The sequence below is a fragment of the Sphingoaurantiacus capsulatus genome (assembly GCF_042648405.1).
GTDB lineage: Bacteria > Pseudomonadota > Alphaproteobacteria > Sphingomonadales > Sphingomonadaceae > Sphingoaurantiacus > Sphingoaurantiacus capsulatus.
In genome coordinates, this window is sequence record NZ_JBHRXV010000001.1 from 312,790 (window position 1) to 328,152 (window position 15,363).

23 protein-coding genes are annotated in these 15,363 nt (G+C 68.6%); 1 reads left to right on the plus strand and 22 read right to left on the minus strand.

All coding sequences use genetic code 11. The annotated features are described in order from the left end of the window. Positions 1-231: 231 nt before the first annotated feature. Genes ACFOMD_RS01650 through ACFOMD_RS01670 form a run of 5 tightly spaced genes read right to left on the minus strand, consistent with a single transcriptional unit; the run spans position 232 to position 4,873 of the window. A complete protein-coding gene (locus ACFOMD_RS01650) occupies positions 232-429 on the minus strand; it encodes a hypothetical protein (protein ID WP_380855808.1) in 198 nt (65 codons plus the stop codon). 9 nt (positions 430-438) lie between these two features. Then, a complete protein-coding gene (locus tag ACFOMD_RS01655; RefSeq protein ID WP_380855811.1) occupies positions 439-3,198 on the minus strand; it encodes a hypothetical protein in 2,760 nt (919 codons plus the stop codon). Beyond that, the gene (locus ACFOMD_RS01660) at positions 3,199-3,633 is read right to left on the minus strand and encodes a DUF6950 family protein (RefSeq protein WP_380855814.1); all 435 of its coding nucleotides are present in this window, start codon (positions 3,631-3,633) and stop codon (positions 3,199-3,201) included. Continuing rightward, positions 3,633-4,277 carry a hypothetical protein gene (locus tag ACFOMD_RS01665; protein WP_380855817.1) on the minus strand — a complete coding sequence of 215 codons (645 nt, stop codon included), beginning with the start codon at positions 4,275-4,277 and terminating at the stop codon, positions 3,633-3,635. The genes ACFOMD_RS01660 and ACFOMD_RS01665 overlap by 1 nt, the downstream gene beginning before the upstream one ends. After that, entirely contained in the window at positions 4,277-4,873 is a 597-nt protein-coding gene (locus ACFOMD_RS01670; RefSeq protein ID WP_380855820.1) for a hypothetical protein, read from the minus strand. Before ACFOMD_RS01670 ends, ACFOMD_RS01665 begins: the two co-directional genes overlap by 1 nt. Positions 4,874-5,034: 161 nt before the next feature. Between ACFOMD_RS01670 and ACFOMD_RS01675 the strand changes: the two genes are divergently transcribed. Next, positions 5,035-5,418, plus strand: a complete 384-nt coding sequence (locus ACFOMD_RS01675; RefSeq protein ID WP_380855823.1) for a hypothetical protein — start codon at positions 5,035-5,037, stop codon at positions 5,416-5,418. A gap of 4 nt (positions 5,419-5,422) precedes the next feature. Here ACFOMD_RS01675 and ACFOMD_RS01680 read toward each other — a convergent pair whose 3' ends face one another. The 17 genes from ACFOMD_RS01680 to ACFOMD_RS01760 all read right to left on the minus strand — a co-directional run bounded on the left by ACFOMD_RS01680 (position 5,423) and on the right by ACFOMD_RS01760 (position 15,360). Next, the gene (locus ACFOMD_RS01680; protein ID WP_380855826.1) at positions 5,423-7,156 is read right to left on the minus strand and encodes a hypothetical protein; all 1,734 of its coding nucleotides are present in this window, start codon (positions 7,154-7,156) and stop codon (positions 5,423-5,425) included. Between the two features lie 97 nt (positions 7,157-7,253). Then, complete coding sequence (locus ACFOMD_RS01685) at positions 7,254-7,616, minus strand: hypothetical protein (protein WP_380855829.1); 363 nt, start codon at positions 7,614-7,616, stop codon at positions 7,254-7,256. Next, the gene (locus tag ACFOMD_RS01690) at positions 7,610-7,966 is read right to left on the minus strand and encodes a hypothetical protein (RefSeq protein WP_380855832.1); all 357 of its coding nucleotides are present in this window, start codon (positions 7,964-7,966) and stop codon (positions 7,610-7,612) included. Before ACFOMD_RS01690 ends, ACFOMD_RS01685 begins: the two co-directional genes overlap by 7 nt. A 52-nt stretch (positions 7,967-8,018) precedes the next feature. After that, a complete protein-coding gene (locus ACFOMD_RS01695) occupies positions 8,019-8,378 on the minus strand; it encodes a hypothetical protein (RefSeq protein WP_380855835.1) in 360 nt (119 codons plus the stop codon). A 71-nt stretch (positions 8,379-8,449) separates the two neighbouring features. Continuing rightward, positions 8,450-8,635: a hypothetical protein gene (locus tag ACFOMD_RS01700; protein WP_380855838.1), complete on the minus strand. Its 186-nt coding sequence runs from the start codon at positions 8,633-8,635 to the stop codon at positions 8,450-8,452. Beyond that, positions 8,632-9,165: a gene transfer agent family protein gene (locus tag ACFOMD_RS01705; protein ID WP_380855841.1), complete on the minus strand. Its 534-nt coding sequence runs from the start codon at positions 9,163-9,165 to the stop codon at positions 8,632-8,634. Before ACFOMD_RS01705 ends, ACFOMD_RS01700 begins: the two co-directional genes overlap by 4 nt. A 25-nt stretch (positions 9,166-9,190) precedes the next feature. Beyond that, positions 9,191-9,631: a phage tail tube protein gene (locus tag ACFOMD_RS01710; protein ID WP_380855844.1), complete on the minus strand. Its 441-nt coding sequence runs from the start codon at positions 9,629-9,631 to the stop codon at positions 9,191-9,193. Positions 9,632-9,726: 95 nt separating this feature from the next. Further along, the gene (locus ACFOMD_RS01715) at positions 9,727-10,092 is read right to left on the minus strand and encodes a hypothetical protein (protein WP_380855847.1); all 366 of its coding nucleotides are present in this window, start codon (positions 10,090-10,092) and stop codon (positions 9,727-9,729) included. A gap of 598 nt (positions 10,093-10,690) precedes the next feature. After that, positions 10,691-11,125, minus strand: coding sequence for a tail completion protein gp17 (gene gp17, locus ACFOMD_RS01720; RefSeq protein ID WP_380855850.1), 435 nt, complete (start codon positions 11,123-11,125; stop codon positions 10,691-10,693). 1 nt (position 11,126) lies between these two features. Continuing rightward, positions 11,127-11,465 carry an HK97 gp10 family phage protein gene (locus ACFOMD_RS01725; RefSeq protein ID WP_380855852.1) on the minus strand — a complete coding sequence of 113 codons (339 nt, stop codon included), beginning with the start codon at positions 11,463-11,465 and terminating at the stop codon, positions 11,127-11,129. After that, the gene (locus ACFOMD_RS01730; RefSeq protein WP_380855855.1) at positions 11,462-11,809 is read right to left on the minus strand and encodes a hypothetical protein; all 348 of its coding nucleotides are present in this window, start codon (positions 11,807-11,809) and stop codon (positions 11,462-11,464) included. Before ACFOMD_RS01730 ends, ACFOMD_RS01725 begins: the two co-directional genes overlap by 4 nt. Beyond that, on the minus strand, positions 11,799-12,191 hold the full coding sequence (locus ACFOMD_RS01735; protein ID WP_380855857.1) for a DUF4054 domain-containing protein: 393 nt from the start codon (positions 12,189-12,191) through the stop codon (positions 11,799-11,801). Before ACFOMD_RS01735 ends, ACFOMD_RS01730 begins: the two co-directional genes overlap by 11 nt. Next, a complete protein-coding gene (locus ACFOMD_RS01740) occupies positions 12,188-12,391 on the minus strand; it encodes a hypothetical protein (protein WP_380855860.1) in 204 nt (67 codons plus the stop codon). The genes ACFOMD_RS01735 and ACFOMD_RS01740 overlap by 4 nt, the downstream gene beginning before the upstream one ends. Before the next feature lie 19 nt (positions 12,392-12,410). Beyond that, positions 12,411-13,355 carry a DUF2184 domain-containing protein gene (locus tag ACFOMD_RS01745; RefSeq protein WP_380855862.1) on the minus strand — a complete coding sequence of 315 codons (945 nt, stop codon included), beginning with the start codon at positions 13,353-13,355 and terminating at the stop codon, positions 12,411-12,413. A gap of 174 nt (positions 13,356-13,529) precedes the next feature. Next, positions 13,530-13,967, minus strand: a complete 438-nt coding sequence (locus ACFOMD_RS01750) for a structural cement protein Gp24 (RefSeq protein ID WP_380855865.1) — start codon at positions 13,965-13,967, stop codon at positions 13,530-13,532. A 73-nt stretch (positions 13,968-14,040) separates the two neighbouring features. After that, positions 14,041-15,069 carry a DUF2213 domain-containing protein gene (locus tag ACFOMD_RS01755; protein WP_380855868.1) on the minus strand — a complete coding sequence of 343 codons (1,029 nt, stop codon included), beginning with the start codon at positions 15,067-15,069 and terminating at the stop codon, positions 14,041-14,043. 42 nt (positions 15,070-15,111) lie between these two features. Beyond that, positions 15,112-15,360 (minus strand): hypothetical protein, encoded by a 249-nt coding sequence (locus ACFOMD_RS01760; RefSeq protein WP_380855871.1) that lies wholly within the window; start codon positions 15,358-15,360, stop codon positions 15,112-15,114. Positions 15,361-15,363 lie beyond the last annotated feature (3 nt).

The window sequence follows — 15,363 nt, forward strand, 5'->3', positions numbered from 1 at the left end:
CAATCGCGGCGCCTCACGGCGCTGATTTGCGACGCCTCACGGCGTGGCCAGACCGACGCTAAGCCCGTCTGAGAATTATTTTCAGGTTCGTTGGAACAAGCGGCGTCACCGCTGGTTTTCCCTCATGTTCGACGCTCTCAAGCCCCCCGCTCGCGTCGGGCAAAAAAGAATCCGGCCCGTGTCCCACCCCCCCGAGGACACGGGCCGATCTCTTTTTCAGGATCGTCGATTTCAGGCGGCGGCCGCCACCAGATCCTCCTCGCCGAACCAGCCCGGCCCCGCCGGATCGCCGTCGCCATCGACATAGGCGACGCTGACCTGCCGGCGCTTATCCTCGCCGACGAACAGCCCCTTCACCCGCCCGCGTGCGCCGCCCAGGCTGGCGATCTCGACGCGGTCGCCGATGCCGAATTTGAAGGTTACCTGCATGTCGATCTCCTATGCGCTGAGGAAGCTCTGGCCATCCCAGCTCGAGAGCGCGCCCGTAAGGGTGAAGCGGACCTCGGCAAGCAGGTAGGCATTGTACGGGTTCGAAATGGTCGCCCCGAAGTCGAAGCCCGTGGCACCATCCTCGGTCGACGCCTGATACTGGATCGTGCTCCAGCCTCCCCCGCCGACATTATATTCGAGGTGCAGCGAGACAGAGCCGTACGCCGAGCCATAGTAGACGCCCTGCGCATAAACCGATGCGTAGGGAGCCAGGCGGAGGTTCAGCACATAGGTGTTCGCGCCGGTCACCCGCACGACCTGCGAAGCCGCAGCCGGCCCGGCGGCTCCCGCCGGTCCCGTCGCGCCGGTCGCCCCCGTGGCTCCTGTCGGCCCCTGCGGTCCCGTGGCACCCATCGGCCCCGTAGCGCCGGTCGATCCGGTCGCGCCCGCCGTGCCAGTGGGGCCGGTGGCGCCGGTCGATCCGGTGGCGCCCGTCACGCCGATCGGCCCCTGCGGCCCCTCGACCCGCGACCAGCTATAGTCCGCCGGGCTGCTGCCCTCGGTCGGCGTACTCTTGTTCGGGGCGACACCGATATAGCTGCGGCTGCCCGGCGAGCCGGTGGTGAAGTCGGTCACCCCGTTGGCGCTGTTGGCATAGGCGATCCAGATATAGGTCGGTTCGCCGTTCGGCCCCGGCGGCCCCGCCACGCCGGCCGTGCCCTCGGCGCCCGCCGGTCCCTCGATCTTCGCCCAGAAATAATGCGCCGGGTTAAGGCTCTCGACCGGGGTCGTCTTGTTATACGCGACACCCATGTATTTGCGCGCGCCCGGCGCCTCGGTGGTGAAGTCGGTGCCACCATCCGCGCTGTTCGCCCAGGCGAACCAGCTATAGGTCGTCACGCCGTCCGCGCCCGCCGGCCCCTCGACCCCGGCATATTCGCCGGTCACCACCGGCCCCTCGATCCGCCGCGCGCCGACGATGCCACGCGCGCGGTAGCTCACCGCCACGACATAGCTCTCGCCCGCCGTCACCGCGTTGATCATCTTGCGCGTGGTGGTCGCCGCTTCGGTACCCGCCATGATCCAGTCGGACGCCCCGTCCACCCGATATTCGAAGATCACCGCGTCGGCGTTCACATTGTCGGTGGCGCCGTCGATGACGATCACCGGCACCGCCACGTCGCCCGACTCCATCACGCCACCGACTGCTGCCCACGCCGAGACCCCCGGCGCCGGCACGTCGTTCAGCGGATCGCCGCTCACCCCGGGCAGCGGCGGCGGCGTGCCGGTCTTGCCCAGCGCGAAGTCATGCTTGCCCGCCGTCTCCGACCGCGCGGTCAGGGTCACCGTCCCGCCCGGATCGAGCGTGCGGATCAGGACCAGCACGTCCTGCGCCACGAGCCCCAGCTCCTCGACCTCGACCCGTAGGCAATCGCCCGGCTTGTAGCCGAGCCAGCGCGGCTTCAGCGGCAGCTCGACGGGTCCGAACTCGCGCGCGTTGACGATGTCGTAGAGCGCGAGCTGCGCCGCCTGGTTCACATGCTGCACCAGCGGATAGCCGATCTCGCGCGTGCGCAGTTCGCCATCCTCCGTCACATAGGCATCGATCTTCGTCGGTGCCGCCGACACCATCTCCCAGTCATGGTCGGGCGACCGATACAGCGGCACCACCGCGTTGAACCGCTCGCGCCGCGGCTTGGTCGCCGCCACCGACGCATCGCCGATGATATCGCCCTCGCGGATCGTCGCCAGCGCCACGCGCGGCGTGTTGATCAGACAGCTGATCTTGGCCCCCAGCCGCAGCGGCTCGCCGCCGCCGGCCTGCAGCATCATCTTCAGCACGTTCCACTTGGCATCGACCGAGGAGACGACACCGCCGATATGCCAGCTGTTGGCCTCGGCGACATTGGCGCCCTCGACGAAGGCCGGCACGTCGATCATCTCGACCGGTGCGCCGACGCCGAGCACCCGCTTGCCATTCTGCCAGCGGCCCAGAAGCCAGGTCAGCGCGTGAAGATAGGGGTTCTGCGACCAGACATAGCTCGCCTCCTCGAGCGGCCGGCAGTCGCCTTCGCCACCCGGATAGCTGCCGTCGAGCCGCGGGTCATAGACCTTGACCCAGCGCCCGACCCAGCCCGGCTGCGGCGTGCCTGCGGCGAACACCTTGCCCTTCTTGTCGAAGCGCAAGGTCCACATCGCCGCCGCAAAGCCCGACAGCTCATGGTCGCCCGTCCACCCCGGGGGCGACCCCATGCCGGGCGAAATCCACCCCGATCCCGGCGGCCCGCCGAGCTGCTGCGTTTGCCACATCCAGCCGCCGTAGTACCCGACCGCCGCCGCGCCGCTGAAGCTCACCGGTGCCTTCTCGACGAGGAACTGCTCGATGCCGTCGACCGGCCCCGCCCCGCTCAGCACGACAGCGAAGCTGTTGTACTCATTATCTTTCCCGTGCGCCTCGTTGTAGACGATGTTGCCAGCCACATAGGTGCGACCGATCGCGTACGGAATGCCCGCCAGCGGGTCGGCCTTGAACTTGGTCTGGCTGCCTCCGATCGAGGCGTTGGGCTTTTTTGCTGCGACTGTGGCCGCGAGCGACATGCCGGCGGCGATGGTCGTCAACGTCCCGGCGGCGCCAGCAAAGGTGCCAGCGGCTACCGCAAATGCTGCACTTTCGGCGATCAAGCCTGCGCTGATGGCAGCGCCGACACCCGTCGATGCCAACGCCACCGCGCCCACGACCACCGCGGCGGTTCGAAGCGTCTTCGACATCTAGATCACCCGCCACGCCGCGAGATACTCGCGTGGCTGCAAGATATCGGCGCCAGCCAGATCCTGATGAAATCCCAGAACCCGCCCGTTCCCCACCGCCACCGTCAGCGCCCCGAACGGCGCCTCGCCCGGCAGCTCGACGATATCGCCGACCATCGCCGCCGCCGGTGGAATACGTGTCAGGCCGAGCGTATCGAGCGCGTCCGCGAGGCTGTCATGCCCCAGCCGCCGCAGCGCCCGCGTCGCCCCCAGCGCCGATCGGTAGCTGCCCGCCTTGGCGAGGCTGACCTTCAGCCCCAGCCGCTTCAGGTGGAACGCCACCATCCGCGCGCAGTCGTTGCTGCCATAGCGGAACGGCCGCGCCTTGAAGCGGTCGACCGTCGCCTGCGTCGCCGCCACGCGCGTCATCATCTCGGGTTTCACGGCCCGCTTCATCAGAACCTCATCCCCGCCGTCTGCCGCCACGCCGGGATACCCGCCGCACTCGCCTTCGCCTTGGCGTCGGGCGGCGCGTCCATGCCCCAGTAGACGGTCTTCTCGACCCCGGTGACGTGCGCGAGGCCGAGCTCGCCCGGCCACACCGACTGGTGGAAGCCGTCCGAAAGCCGCGCCCCCTCGTCGTCGTCGAAGAAGCGCTCGAAGGTGGAAACGACGTCGAAATCGAGGCTGCGGCCGTTGCGCGTGGATCGCAGCGTCGGCACGTCCAGCTCGCCGACGAACACCAGCTCGGGGTCAGGCACCACCAGCCCCGTCGCCCGGTCGACCGCGCCGACGAACAGCGACACGCGCGACCCCTGCATCCCCGGCGCCGCCAGCGCCGCCGCCGACGCATCGCTCGCTGGATGCAAGGTGATGCCGATCGCCGGTGCCTCGTCACCAACCCCGTCGCCGATCTCCTCGATCGCGGCGAGCACGCCGTACACCGGGTCCCGCCCCACGAACGTCCCGCCGTCGAAGTCCACGAACCCCGCGCCGTCGAGCAGCCGCAGTATGTGCCCCGGCAGCTCGATCTTCAGCGCGCCGAACCAGGTCGGCGACGGGCCGCTCAGCGCGGCCTCCAGTTGCGGCGACAGGCTCATCAGCCGCGCTCGGTCAGGATGAAGGACAGGCCGATGGTACCGGCGATATCGACCGTCCAGCCCTGCTCGTTGCCGCCGACGAAGCCTTCGATCATCGGCGCCGCCATCTCGATCAGGTCGCCGTCGCCCGGCGACACGCGCAGCATCGGCTCGATGGCCAAGGTCAGCACCCCGCCGACCGGCGCGGTCGCCGCCGTCGCCACCGAATGAAGATAGCGCCGGCCATCGTGGACGAGGCTGAAGAACTGCCCTTCGCGAAAGCCATAGCCGGTGGTCGCGCCGCGCACCGTCAGGCTGCTCCCCGCCTGCCCGCTGCCGTGCACGCGCAGCTCGCCGGGATTGCCGATCGGCAGATTGAGCTGCGGGAACGGCATCCGCGCGCCTTCGCGACGCCCGCGCCGCAGGCGGGAGATATAGGCCAGCGCCTGCGCCGCATCCTGCGTCGGCGTCAGCACCACCTCGACCGCGAAGCGATCACCCAGCCGGTTTAAGCGCTGCGTCTCGCCGCCCAGCACCGGCACCAGCTCGCCGCCCCAGTCCATCGCGCGCGGCGTCCAGCTCTGGGGCACAGGCTCGGCAGGAAGCAGGATCGCCATTCGCGTGTCCATCCTCGGGAAAGCAGCGTCGTCGCGACGCGGCAGGGGTGAACCTAAGGCGTGGCGCGGGCCGCGGGTAGGTTCATCGGCGGTGCAGATTGACGCCGGTAAGGTTGTCGGAACATAGTGGGAACAACGACTCGCCCGTCCGGAGGCATAGGATGCTCACGCTGTTGGTGCTGGCCGTGATCGGCGCAGGATTGCCTTTCCCGCTCGAGCCGCAGGGCAACCGGGATCTGGTGCGACTTCGCGATGCCTGGGTGTCCAGCGCCACGTCCGTCGTCGAGCGGGGCGAGATGGACGCCCGCATACGCGCCGCCGCCACGCACCCCACCGCCGATTGGCGCGCGGTTGCCGACGATTACTTCGTGTGGCGGGAGGCAAGGCGGGCGGCGGCCGACGGCCGGCTCGCCGCCGCATACGCCCGGGCGCGCGAGCACGCCCGCGAGCAGGCGCGCCGGCCGACCTGCACCACCGTGACGCGGACGGAGCCCCGGCCCTATGGCCGGACCTACAGCGAGTCGACCACCACCTGCGATAAATAGCCGGTCAGCGCGCCAGCGACCGCGCCGCGCGCCGGTTCATCCGCGCCTGCGCCATCGCCGCGCCGCCCAGTACCGCCGCCTGGCCGACCCCGTCGGCATAGGCTTTGAACTGCGCCATCAGCTCGGGCGTGGTGATCGCCCCGGCGAAGCTGACGTTCAATGGCTGCACCACCGTCACCCCGCCGCCGCTCCGCGCGGCGGCCATCCGCCCCAGCGGCACGATCGTCCCCGATCCCGCCGGCCGGAAGCCTTCGACGCCGCCTTCGTTGACGCGGTAGAGCTGACCCGCCGACACATGCCCGCCCGACGCCCGGCCCGGCGGCTTCGCGAACAGACCGCCGAGGAGGCCGGTCACCTCCGCGGCAAACCCCGTCTTGCCGTCGCCGGTCGGGTCGAACATCTTCATGATCTGCGACTTCAGCAGCGCGACGCCGGCGCGCGCGAAGGAGTCGACCAGCACGTCGCCGAGCGACTTGCCCGACACGATCGCATCGGTCAGCCCCTGCACCAGATCCTCCTGCAAGGTCGCGGCGATCTTGCCGATCTTCTCGAGCTGCTTGGCATCGACCAGCTCGAGCTTCGGCAGCCCGGCGACAAGCTTCGCCAGCTCGGCGTCGACCTCCCCCTTGGTGGTGGCGATCCGTACCGGCACCTCGATGGCGGCCGGTTCATCCTTGGGCCCTTCGACGGCCGCTTTCGCCGCCGGCGTCACCACCCCCGCTTCGGGTCTATATTCCTCGAAGCTCGGGGCGGCCGTCACCACGACGGGCGCCGCGGTCGGCTTCGCGCCGCCGCGCGCGGCCGCCTTGATCGCCGTATCGCGGGTCGTTTCCAGCCGCTTCAGGCCCGTTTCATAGGCGTCGCCGTCAATCTCCCTGCGCAGATGCCGGGCCTTCAGCGCATCATGATCGTCTTCGAAACTGTTGTTGGCGGCGACCACCGGGTCGCGATCGCCCGCCACCTTGCGACGGATGCGCCCGCCCTCGGTCGCCCGCACCTGGCGGGAGGCGTCGGCCACCGTTTTGTTGAGCGCCAGCTGCTGTTCCTTGAGCGCCTTCACCCGGCGCGTGGCGACGGTGACGGCACCCGCGCCGCCATCGGGCGAGAAGGCCGAGGCTGCCGACAAGGCCGCCTCCAGCTGCTTCTCGGCGTTCGCCAGCTTCTTGATCACCTCGTCGCGCTTCTTGATCTCCTGGCTCAGCAGCTCGCGGGTCGTGCCCTCCGCCGTCCGCGTGATCTCGCCCTGCGTGCGATTGGCCTCGCCCGTCACCGATGCCAGATCGTCCATCGCATCGCGCAGATTGCGTGCCGCATCGCCCTGACGGCGCGAGGCATCGGTCGCCTTGTCGCTCTCGGTGACGAACATCCCGATCAGCGAGGCGGCGGTGGTCAGCGCCACCCCCCACGGCCCGGTCAGGTAGCCGGCGACCCGACCGACGGTACCGCCCACCCCGACCAGCGACGCGGCCAGCGTCGTCCCCTGTTCGCCGAAAATCTGGAACGCGTTCTTGCCGTCGCGCGCGTCGGCGGCGATCTTCACGATCGAGGTTCCGATGTCGCGATAGGCCGCCTGCTGGCGCTTCGCCGCCGCCTCGGCGGTCTCCGCACCCTGCGTCACCGACACCTCGACGCTGGTCATCGTGCGGTGCACGCTGCTGCCATAGGCCAGGATGTTGCGCTCGGCGGTGGTCGCATCGGCGACGATCTTGACGGCAACGGTATCGGCGGTTTCGCTCATGCCGGCGGGCGCTCCTGCGCGTGCCGCCGGCCCCGGTGCCGGGCAGCCGCCAGACGCTAACCGGCGCCCGCTGCCGCCGGTAGGTTCAGCCGGGGCGCTATTCTTCCTCTTGGCGGCAGGGGCTCGACAGCAGGCGGTAGAAGCCTGCCTCTGCCTCGGTCATTGCCGCATCGTCGCCTGGCTGCGGCCGCGGCTCCAAAGCCGCCTTGCCCCAGCCGATATCCACGACGAACGGGCGGAAGCCGGCATAGGCGCCAAAGCCGTTCTTGCCGTTCACCTCGCCGCACAGATAGTCGGACCCGCCATGCTCCACCATGCGGACGTCGCGCCATTGCAGCGACGCCGGGTCGCGGAAGTCACGCGCCACCATCTCCTTGCCGCGCTCGGTGTCGCCGCAACCGCCGAGCGCCAGCAGCAGCGCCGCCCCACTCGCCGCCCGCAACGCCCCGGGGCTCAGCACAATTGCTCATAGGCGGCGAAAAACTCGTCCTGCTCTTCCACATAGGTATCGCTGCCCTCGAACGATTTCGCCGGCAAGAAGACGATCCGCATCTCCGCATGATTGGCGATATAGGAGCGCGCCTCGACCGGCGTGCCATCGGCCAAATTGCCGGTGAACGAACCGCAGATCCAGCCGTCGTCGCCCTTCGCACTCGGGTTGGCGCTCCTGACCCTGATCGACAGGATGTCATATTCCTCGCCCTGTCCGGACAGGCCGGCATTTATCATGGCGATGATCTGGTTCTTGGTGGGAACGGTGCTGGTCAGTGTCAGCAACGCGGCCGCCGCCGCGGCAAGATAGGTGCTCACGAGCCGCGTACTTTCCGACGCCGCCTGTCCAACCGCCGCATATGCTCTCCCCTCAGCACCGCTCCGCCACCGCCTCGTCATATTCGGCGATATCGGACTCATAATGGGGCAGGCCGCGCAGGATCGCTATCGGATGGAAGATCGCCCCCTCGCCCCGCGCGCTCACGATGAAACCGCGAAACTCGATCTGCTCACCCTCGGTCAGCGTCCCGGCAAACTCACCGCAGAACCAGGCGCTGCCGTCTCCCGGATTGGCGGTGACGTTACGCATCCTGATCGAGCTCGGGACATATTCATAGCCGTCGAGCAACGCCATCTTCGCCAGATGCGCCGCCAGCGACGGGTCGTCGTGCGCGGCACCGACCGGCATGAGCGCTGTCATCAGCATCGCCGCCACCATCGCAATCATCACCGACTCGCCCCCATCACGGGGATCATAGCAAGAACATCCACGAAGGAAAGCCGGCCCGCGCTGGCATTTGCTCAGGATCGGATCGGCCGGCCTTTCATCAGCCGCGCCTGCCGTTCGCGCACAAACCGCTCGCTCGGCGGTGCCACCGGCTCGGCCTCGCCGTCCGGGTCATGCCGCGCGTTCCAGGTGCGCAGCAGCGCCGAATATTCCCAATAGCTCAAGGCGCGCGCATCGCCCGGGCCGATGCCCATCGTCACGCAGTCGGCAAGCGCTCCGGCATAGTCGAGCCATCCGTCGCCGCGCTCGTCGGCCCCGCTTCGCTCGCCGGCGCGCTGGTTTCCGTCCCCGCTTCGCTCGCCGGCGCGGGAGCCGGCTCGGCTTTTTTTGGCGTATAGCCCTCGATCAGCGACCCGAGGATGGCGACCGCGAGATTCCACGCCTCGCGCAGTGGCACCCGCAGCTCGCCGTCCCGGCCGCATACATAATTCTCAACGAGCCGCCCCGCGACGATCGAGCTCACCTCGACCGCCGCCCCGTCCACCTCGCCGCGCCGCCCGCCGATCAGCCCCTGGCGGATCGGCTCGATGACGTCGGCAAGGTGGAACTCGGCCTCGGTGGTCAGCCCCAGCGAGAGCGTGTCGACGACATAGCGCCCGCGCAGCAGCCGCGCGTACAGCCCGCCGATCCCGACGCCGCACTTCACCTGCAGCTCGTTGATCTGCGCGAGGCCCAGCCTGAACGAATAGGTGCCGTCGGCAAACGGCAGGTCGATGAAGGTCTGCGCCATGGCCGCCCTCCCCTCCCGCCCGCGCCTAGTCCGCCGCCTCCCAGGCCCAGCCGCCGTCGCTGGCGATCTGCAGCGACACCGACCCGAACTCGCCGTCGGTACCGCCAAGCTGCAAATTGGTCAGCATCGCCGGCCCCTCATAGAAGCCGTCCTCGACGGTATCACCGGCCGGTTCGCTCACCACGAAACGATAGGTACGCGTGACACCGACGGCCGCCCGGATCGTCGCCGCCTGCGCGCGGTTATAGAGCCCCTCGCCCGACAGATCCCACTGCTCGCCGGTGACGTTCAGCCGCCGGTGCGGCACGTCCTCGGGGTCGGCGCAGTCGCGCACGAACTGGTCGCTGGTGTTGACCTGATGCGTAAAGCTCCGCGTCGTCAGCCCGCACACCGGCACGAACGTGTCGCCGGTGGTGTTGATCAGAATGTCGACGTAAGTGCCTTTGACGATCGCCGGAAGCGCCATGTGATCTGCTCCATCCAAGGGACCCACCGTCTCGCGACGGGGTACCAGGTGGAGCTTAGGGGCGGGGCGGATGGGGCGGTAGGTTTGAGAAGCGATTAGTCCGATAAACTATCGGAAGGCGGCTCACCTGCCTGATATTGCTCCGCCGCAATTTTGGCCTGCCGCTCCACTTCGCGCTGCTGGCGGGCCTGTCGAACGCTGATCGTCACCTGAAGCATATAGATGCCATATTCGCTAAGCCGCCCTATCACGGGCGATTGATAACCAGGTCGAGTCTGAAAGAAGTTCGTCGCCCATGGCAGCGTTGCGCATTTGTTCAGATCGAAGCGCGTGGCGCGATAGAGACCTGCAGCATCAAGTTCGGCAAGATTCGCTACTACGAAATCACCAAGCCGCTCTTCTCGACGAAGTTTCGTAGTGCCATAAACCACTGACACCCAAGGCAAACCATCGTCATCCACAAAACTCTGGCGAACGATGGCGGGCCGTGGCTTAGGGCCAGGTCCTGGAACTTCCTCTAACGGAAACCGGCACCATACGATGTCGTATGATGCCGGCGCAGTCGAAAGCTCGAAAAAGGACCAGGCCAATTACCAGCCTGCCTCGCATAGCGGCGTCAACTTCTTCGGTTCGCCGTTTGGGGAGGAAATACGGCGAATAGCATCAAACTGCTCATCGCTGATTTCGTCGTTATAATCCGGCTGCGGCTGAATTACGCGGCCTGCGCGAGCTGCGGTTATCGCGCTCTTACGTAGACTGCTCATAGCTTCGTTCCTTTACATAGCGGCTGGCGGGAATGCCGCTTAAGGCCATTTTACCATTGAGACATTGCCCAAGGATTAACCTGTCAAAGGTGTCTCCACATCGAAGCATCGAATCGCATATGGCACAACGGATAGCCCGCAGGCAACGTTCCGAAAATTCGGCCTATCCCGCTTTAGCATTGCTTCCATGGCAATTCGGTGGCGATCTTACGATTATACGTAAGTATCCTATTGCCTCTTTCGAGTGGCAGTTCGTCGCATACTCGCCAAGGCGAATAAACAAAGTCAGAGCATGCTATCCCACGACGACCGCCTCGAAACTCACGACCACCTGATAGGCGCCCGCCTCATCGCCATCGCGTAAGATTCGGCTCCCGGTCCACGCCACATGCGCCACCGCTGCCGGTTCGTGTTCGAGCGGCAAGGTCAACCCCCGCCCGTCGACGCCGTCGATCGCCGCCGCCATCGCCGCGCCCAGCGCCGACACCCCATCCTCCTGCGTCCCTTTCGCAAAGCCGTGCAGCGCCCCGGCGATCCGCGTCCCGTCGATGCCCGTCGCATGAAAGGGCAGCCGCGTCGCAAAGCCGTAGCGGATGAACGGCCACACCGGATCGGCCGGCGCCTCCACCGCATGGATGCGCGCCACCGGGACGATCGCGGTCACCGCCGCGTCATCCTCCAGCACAGCGATGATCGCTTTCCGCACCGCCAGCGACAGGTCCCGCGCCATCTCAGCCTCCCCGCACCACGCGCCGCACCGCCTGCGCCAGCTTCGCCGCGATCAGCCCGCGCAGTTGCGCCGCCGCCGGCCGCAGATGCGGACGGCCCGGCGTCTTCGACGTGCCGAATTCCATCACGGCCGCGTGCGACGCACTCGACCGCACCTCGGCGCTACCCGCGCCGGTGCGTGCGCTGTTGATCCCCGCGGCGAGCGATCCCTCGCCCGCCGCCGCCCGCGCCGCCTCGGCCAGCGCCGCGGCGCCCTCCCCGATCACGACATCCGCCGCCTCGGAAAGCGCGCCGCTGCCCAGCCGCTGCAATCTCGCCAGATGCGTCGCCAGCCCGCTCATGCCCGCCGCACCTCAAGCTCATAAGCAACACCCGCCGGATCGAGCGCTGCCCACGAAATCGCGTAACTTTCGCCGCCCAGGCTGATCCGGTCGTCACTGCTAATCCCGCCGACAAAGCTCGCGCGCAGCACGAACAGCCGCAGCTCGCGCGCTGCCACCCCCGCGCCGCCCTGCATCGCCTCGACACCGCCATCGAACCGCGCCCAGCATGGCACCTCGACGACGCTCTCCGTCGTCGACCCGCCGCGCGCGCGGCTGCGCGTCACCCGGTGCAGGGTCGCCGCCTGGTAGATCGGCCGCAGCGCCGCGCCGAACAGCCGCGCGATGGCATCGTCAGCCGGCATCGCCGGCGCCTCCGGTCACCCGCGGCCCGCCGCGGTTGCGCGCGAGCAGCGGCAGGAACTGCCGGCCATATTGCGTCGCCGCATAGCCACCCGCCGCGCCGCCCTCGAACCGCTCGATCGACAGCGCGCCCGACTTCAAGGTGCGGAACGCGCTCGCCCCGCCCGCCGCCGCCTCGGCCTCCGCCCCGCTGCCGAGCCCGTTCAGCACCATCTCGTGCGCGGCATGCAGCATCGTCGCAAAGGCGAAATCGTCCGCCGTCCAGCTCGCATCGACCACGCGCTCGGCGCGGTCGATCCAGAACTGGATCTGCCCCGTCGCCACCCCTGCAAAGGCAGGGAAGGCAGCAGTCAGTTCGCTCGGGGTCGGCACCGGCGGCATCATTTGCTGGCTCCCTTCCGCCGGCGCGGCGCGGACGCCGCCACGGCAAACCACCCGCTGCGCTCCACCGCTGCCAGCGCACCCGCCGGCAGCTCGACCCGGGCGTCGCCGCCGGCCTCGATCATCACGAGACCGGCGGCGGTCTCGACGCCGCGGGGGCCGGCGTCGAGATTGGTGAGCGTCGCGAAAACGAGGTCCGCCATGGCGTCGCCCTCCTCCGCCTTACAGGCCGTCGCGATAGGCGACCGCCTTCGGCAGCCGGATCTCGACGCCGCCGACGTTCATGATGCCGGCGACCTCCCACAGCATCGGCGACTTCTGGAAGGCGGGCAGGAACTCGTGCGGTCCCGGCAGATGGAATTGCATGACCTCGCGGCTGTTGTCGTAGGCGATCATGCGTGCGGCACTGTCAGCGCCCGCCGTCTCCAGCTCGCGGCTGCCGATGATGGTCAGCGGCTGGCCGGTCTCCAGCGTGTAGGCGTTGTTCTCCTTGATGAACTTCAGCACCGAATCCGTGCCGTCGCCGATGCGCTTGCCGGCAATCGCCTGCAGCCGGCTGGTCGGCAGCAGCAGCGTGTTGGCGCGGTGCGTCTCCTTGGTCTCGGTCGCCGGCGCGTTGAGCACCGCGTTGACGTCGCGCGCGACCTTGTCGGCGTCCTTCGACGCCCAGTCCCGCGCGCTGCCCGTCCCATCCGCCGCCACCAGCGCCGCCGGCACCTGCGCATCGTTGATCAGGCCGGTGATGCCCTTCTCGTCGGACCCGCGCATCGCGATGCCATAGAGAAAGGCCTCGGCGACCTTTGAGGCGGCCAGCGCCTTCTCGCTGCCGAGATTGCGACCGAGGGCGGCGGCCCGCTGCAGCTCCTGCAGCGACCATTCATAGCCGATACCGGCGAAGTGGTTGGTGCGCAGATGCTGCGACTGCGCGACCTCGGCAAACGGCATGTCGACGCCCTTGCCCGACAGGAACTGCGCCGCGCCGGCGATACTGCCCGAATAGAAGACCGAGCCGGCATCCCACATGCCGCCGTCGGTGTTCACGAACATCAGCCGGCTGTAGTCGAACGACGGGAAGCGGGTCTGATAGACCTCGGTCTCGATGCGCTGGAGCTGCGGCTGGAGGAAGCCCAGCGCCTGCTGGGCGTCGTGGAAATTGATCTCGGACATTCGCGGGCTTCCTTCTCGGGGCAATCGGCCGTCTCGCGACGGGCGTGGATTTCAGTGCAGTCCTGCCCCTCCCTTTTCGTCATCCCGGCGAAAGCCGGGATCCAGTCGGACGGTCGAGCTGGATACCGGCTTTCGCCGGTATGACGGGGAGGAATAGAGCATGGGCGTAGCGCGTCAGCTGCGGTTGGCGATGCGGACGAGCGCGCCGTTGGCCGCCGCCGTGTCGAACACCCAGCCCGGCGCCGCGGTGTTGGAGCTCGCGGTGTCGACGATGCCGCCGCCCGACGTGACATAGACCGGCGCACCCGCCGTCACCGCCTCGCCCGTGGTCACGAAGATCACGCCCTTGGTCAGGATGGCGGCGCTGCCATGCTGCGCCACGACATCGGCGCTGCCCGCGCTGTCGGCGGCGACGAAACCCAGGAAGGCATTGGCCGCCGGCGTCGCGGTGCAGCCGCGCGGGCCGCTGCCGCGGAACGCCGCCTTGCCGAAGGCGATGCCGGCACCGTCCTCGACGCTGCGGCTGATCCGCGTCGACGGTTCGCTCTCGGCGACCATGCCGGCAAAGCCCGCCGGCGGGGTATCGGAATAGCTGGTCTGGACGACGGCCATGTCGTTGGCTCCTTCTAGGGATTCGATCCCGTGGGCGGCGGAGCGTCTCCCGACGCGCCGTCAGCGTGAAAACTCAGGCGGCGTCGGCGACCCCGCGATACGCGTTTTCGAAATGGGCAAAGCGCCCGGCCCGCGCGGCATCGAAGGTGCTGCGCGCCTCGTCACCAACGTGCGTCCCGCGCAGGATCACGTCGCGCGCGGCATCGGCCACCGGCGCCGGCACCGACAGCAGCGCCGCAAACGCCCCCTCGACCGCCGCATCGCTCATCACCGCGACACCGTCGCCCAGCCGCGCCGCCACCGCCGCGCGCCGAACCTCGGCATCTGACCCATCGCTCTCGAGCGACGCGCCGGCGACGCGCGAAGCATCCTCGATCAGCTTCACCCGCGCGGCGGCGAGCGCCTGTAACTTCGCCGGCGTCGGCTCCGCCTCGGCCAGCCGCTGCGTCAGCACTGCCACCTCGGCATCGAGCGCCACCACGCGCCCTTGCAATCCCTCGACCGCCGCCCGCGCTGCCGCCGACAACCCGGTCAGCACCACACCATCGACCACCAGCTCGTCCGCATCGCCGATCCGCAGCCGCGGCCCGCCCCGCGCCAGCCCGCACACCGCGACATGATTGCCGCGAATGCCGCGCTGCACGGCGTCATAGGCCTCGCCCTCCGGCGTCACGCCATCCTCGAACACCAGCTCGCAGCTATACCCGACCGACAGTTGCCGCTTGCCCGCCTGCACCTCGGCGATCGCCTCGGCATCCATCAGGGTCAGCGGCACGCTCACCGTGTCGCCATCGCGCGTGACGTCGCCGCCCGTCGTCCCGATCGCATGCCGCTTCCAGTTGGCGGCGGTCACCGCCTCGGCCGGATGGTCGAGCGTCATCGGCCGGTGCGCCAGCGACGCCATTGCGTCGGGCGCGAACACTTCCTCGGCGGGGCGATACACCCGCACCACTTCGTCGGCCGCGCGGTCGGCAAGCCCCAGCTCGGCCGCCGAATAGCTTTGCACGCCGCTCCGCGCGATCCGCGCGATGGCGACCATATAGCCGTCGCGGGTCAGGCGGACGGAGGCGGCATCGAGGGCAAGAGCATCGGTAATCAGCATGTCGGGCATCCTATGGTTGGGCAAAGCAGGCCGGTAGGTTCGTCAGACGCCAGCCCGTTCGAGCCGCAGCACATAGAAGCCCTCGGTGATCTTGGACCGCGCCGCCGAGGCAACGAAGAAGGGCTCGCCATCCAGCATGGCCGCCCGCCCGACCGCCTGGTCCGGCCGCACCCCGCGCCGCGCCCAGCGAAACGCGACGATCGTGCCGTCCCCCGCCTGGATGCCGCACGGCCCGTCATGCACCGCCTCGATCGCCAGATGACCGCTCGCGCCGTTCCGGATTTCCGCCATCGC

Coding starts and splice junctions, on each gene's coding strand:
- ACFOMD_RS01650 (WP_380855808.1), bottom strand. CDS start 429: ATGCAGGTAACCTTCAAATTCGGCATCGGCGACCGCGTCGAGATCGCC.
- ACFOMD_RS01655 (WP_380855811.1), bottom strand. CDS start 3,198: ATGTCGAAGACGCTTCGAACCGCCGCGGTGGTCGTGGGCGCGGTGGCG.
- ACFOMD_RS01660 (WP_380855814.1), bottom strand. CDS start 3,633: ATGAAGCGGGCCGTGAAACCCGAGATGATGACGCGCGTGGCGGCGACG.
- ACFOMD_RS01665 (WP_380855817.1), bottom strand. CDS start 4,277: ATGAGCCTGTCGCCGCAACTGGAGGCCGCGCTGAGCGGCCCGTCGCCG.
- ACFOMD_RS01670 (WP_380855820.1), bottom strand. CDS start 4,873: ATGGCGATCCTGCTTCCTGCCGAGCCTGTGCCCCAGAGCTGGACGCCG.
- ACFOMD_RS01675 (WP_380855823.1), top strand. CDS start 5,035: ATGCTCACGCTGTTGGTGCTGGCCGTGATCGGCGCAGGATTGCCTTTC.
- ACFOMD_RS01680 (WP_380855826.1), bottom strand. CDS start 7,156: ATGAGCGAAACCGCCGATACCGTTGCCGTCAAGATCGTCGCCGATGCG.
- ACFOMD_RS01705 (WP_380855841.1), bottom strand. CDS start 9,165: ATGGCGCAGACCTTCATCGACCTGCCGTTTGCCGACGGCACCTATTCG.
- ACFOMD_RS01710 (WP_380855844.1), bottom strand. CDS start 9,631: ATGGCGCTTCCGGCGATCGTCAAAGGCACTTACGTCGACATTCTGATC.
- gp17 (WP_380855850.1), bottom strand. CDS start 11,125: ATGGCGCGGGACCTGTCGCTGGCGGTGCGGAAAGCGATCATCGCTGTG.
- ACFOMD_RS01725 (WP_380855852.1), bottom strand. CDS start 11,465: ATGAGCGGGCTGGCGACGCATCTGGCGAGATTGCAGCGGCTGGGCAGC.
- ACFOMD_RS01730 (WP_380855855.1), bottom strand. CDS start 11,809: ATGCCGGCTGACGATGCCATCGCGCGGCTGTTCGGCGCGGCGCTGCGG.
- ACFOMD_RS01735 (WP_380855857.1), bottom strand. CDS start 12,191: ATGATGCCGCCGGTGCCGACCCCGAGCGAACTGACTGCTGCCTTCCCT.
- ACFOMD_RS01740 (WP_380855860.1), bottom strand. CDS start 12,391: ATGGCGGACCTCGTTTTCGCGACGCTCACCAATCTCGACGCCGGCCCC.
- ACFOMD_RS01745 (WP_380855862.1), bottom strand. CDS start 13,355: ATGTCCGAGATCAATTTCCACGACGCCCAGCAGGCGCTGGGCTTCCTC.
- ACFOMD_RS01750 (WP_380855865.1), bottom strand. CDS start 13,967: ATGGCCGTCGTCCAGACCAGCTATTCCGATACCCCGCCGGCGGGCTTT.
- ACFOMD_RS01755 (WP_380855868.1), bottom strand. CDS start 15,069: ATGCTGATTACCGATGCTCTTGCCCTCGATGCCGCCTCCGTCCGCCTG.
- ACFOMD_RS01760 (WP_380855871.1), bottom strand. CDS start 15,360: ATGGCGGAAATCCGGAACGGCGCGAGCGGTCATCTGGCGATCGAGGCG.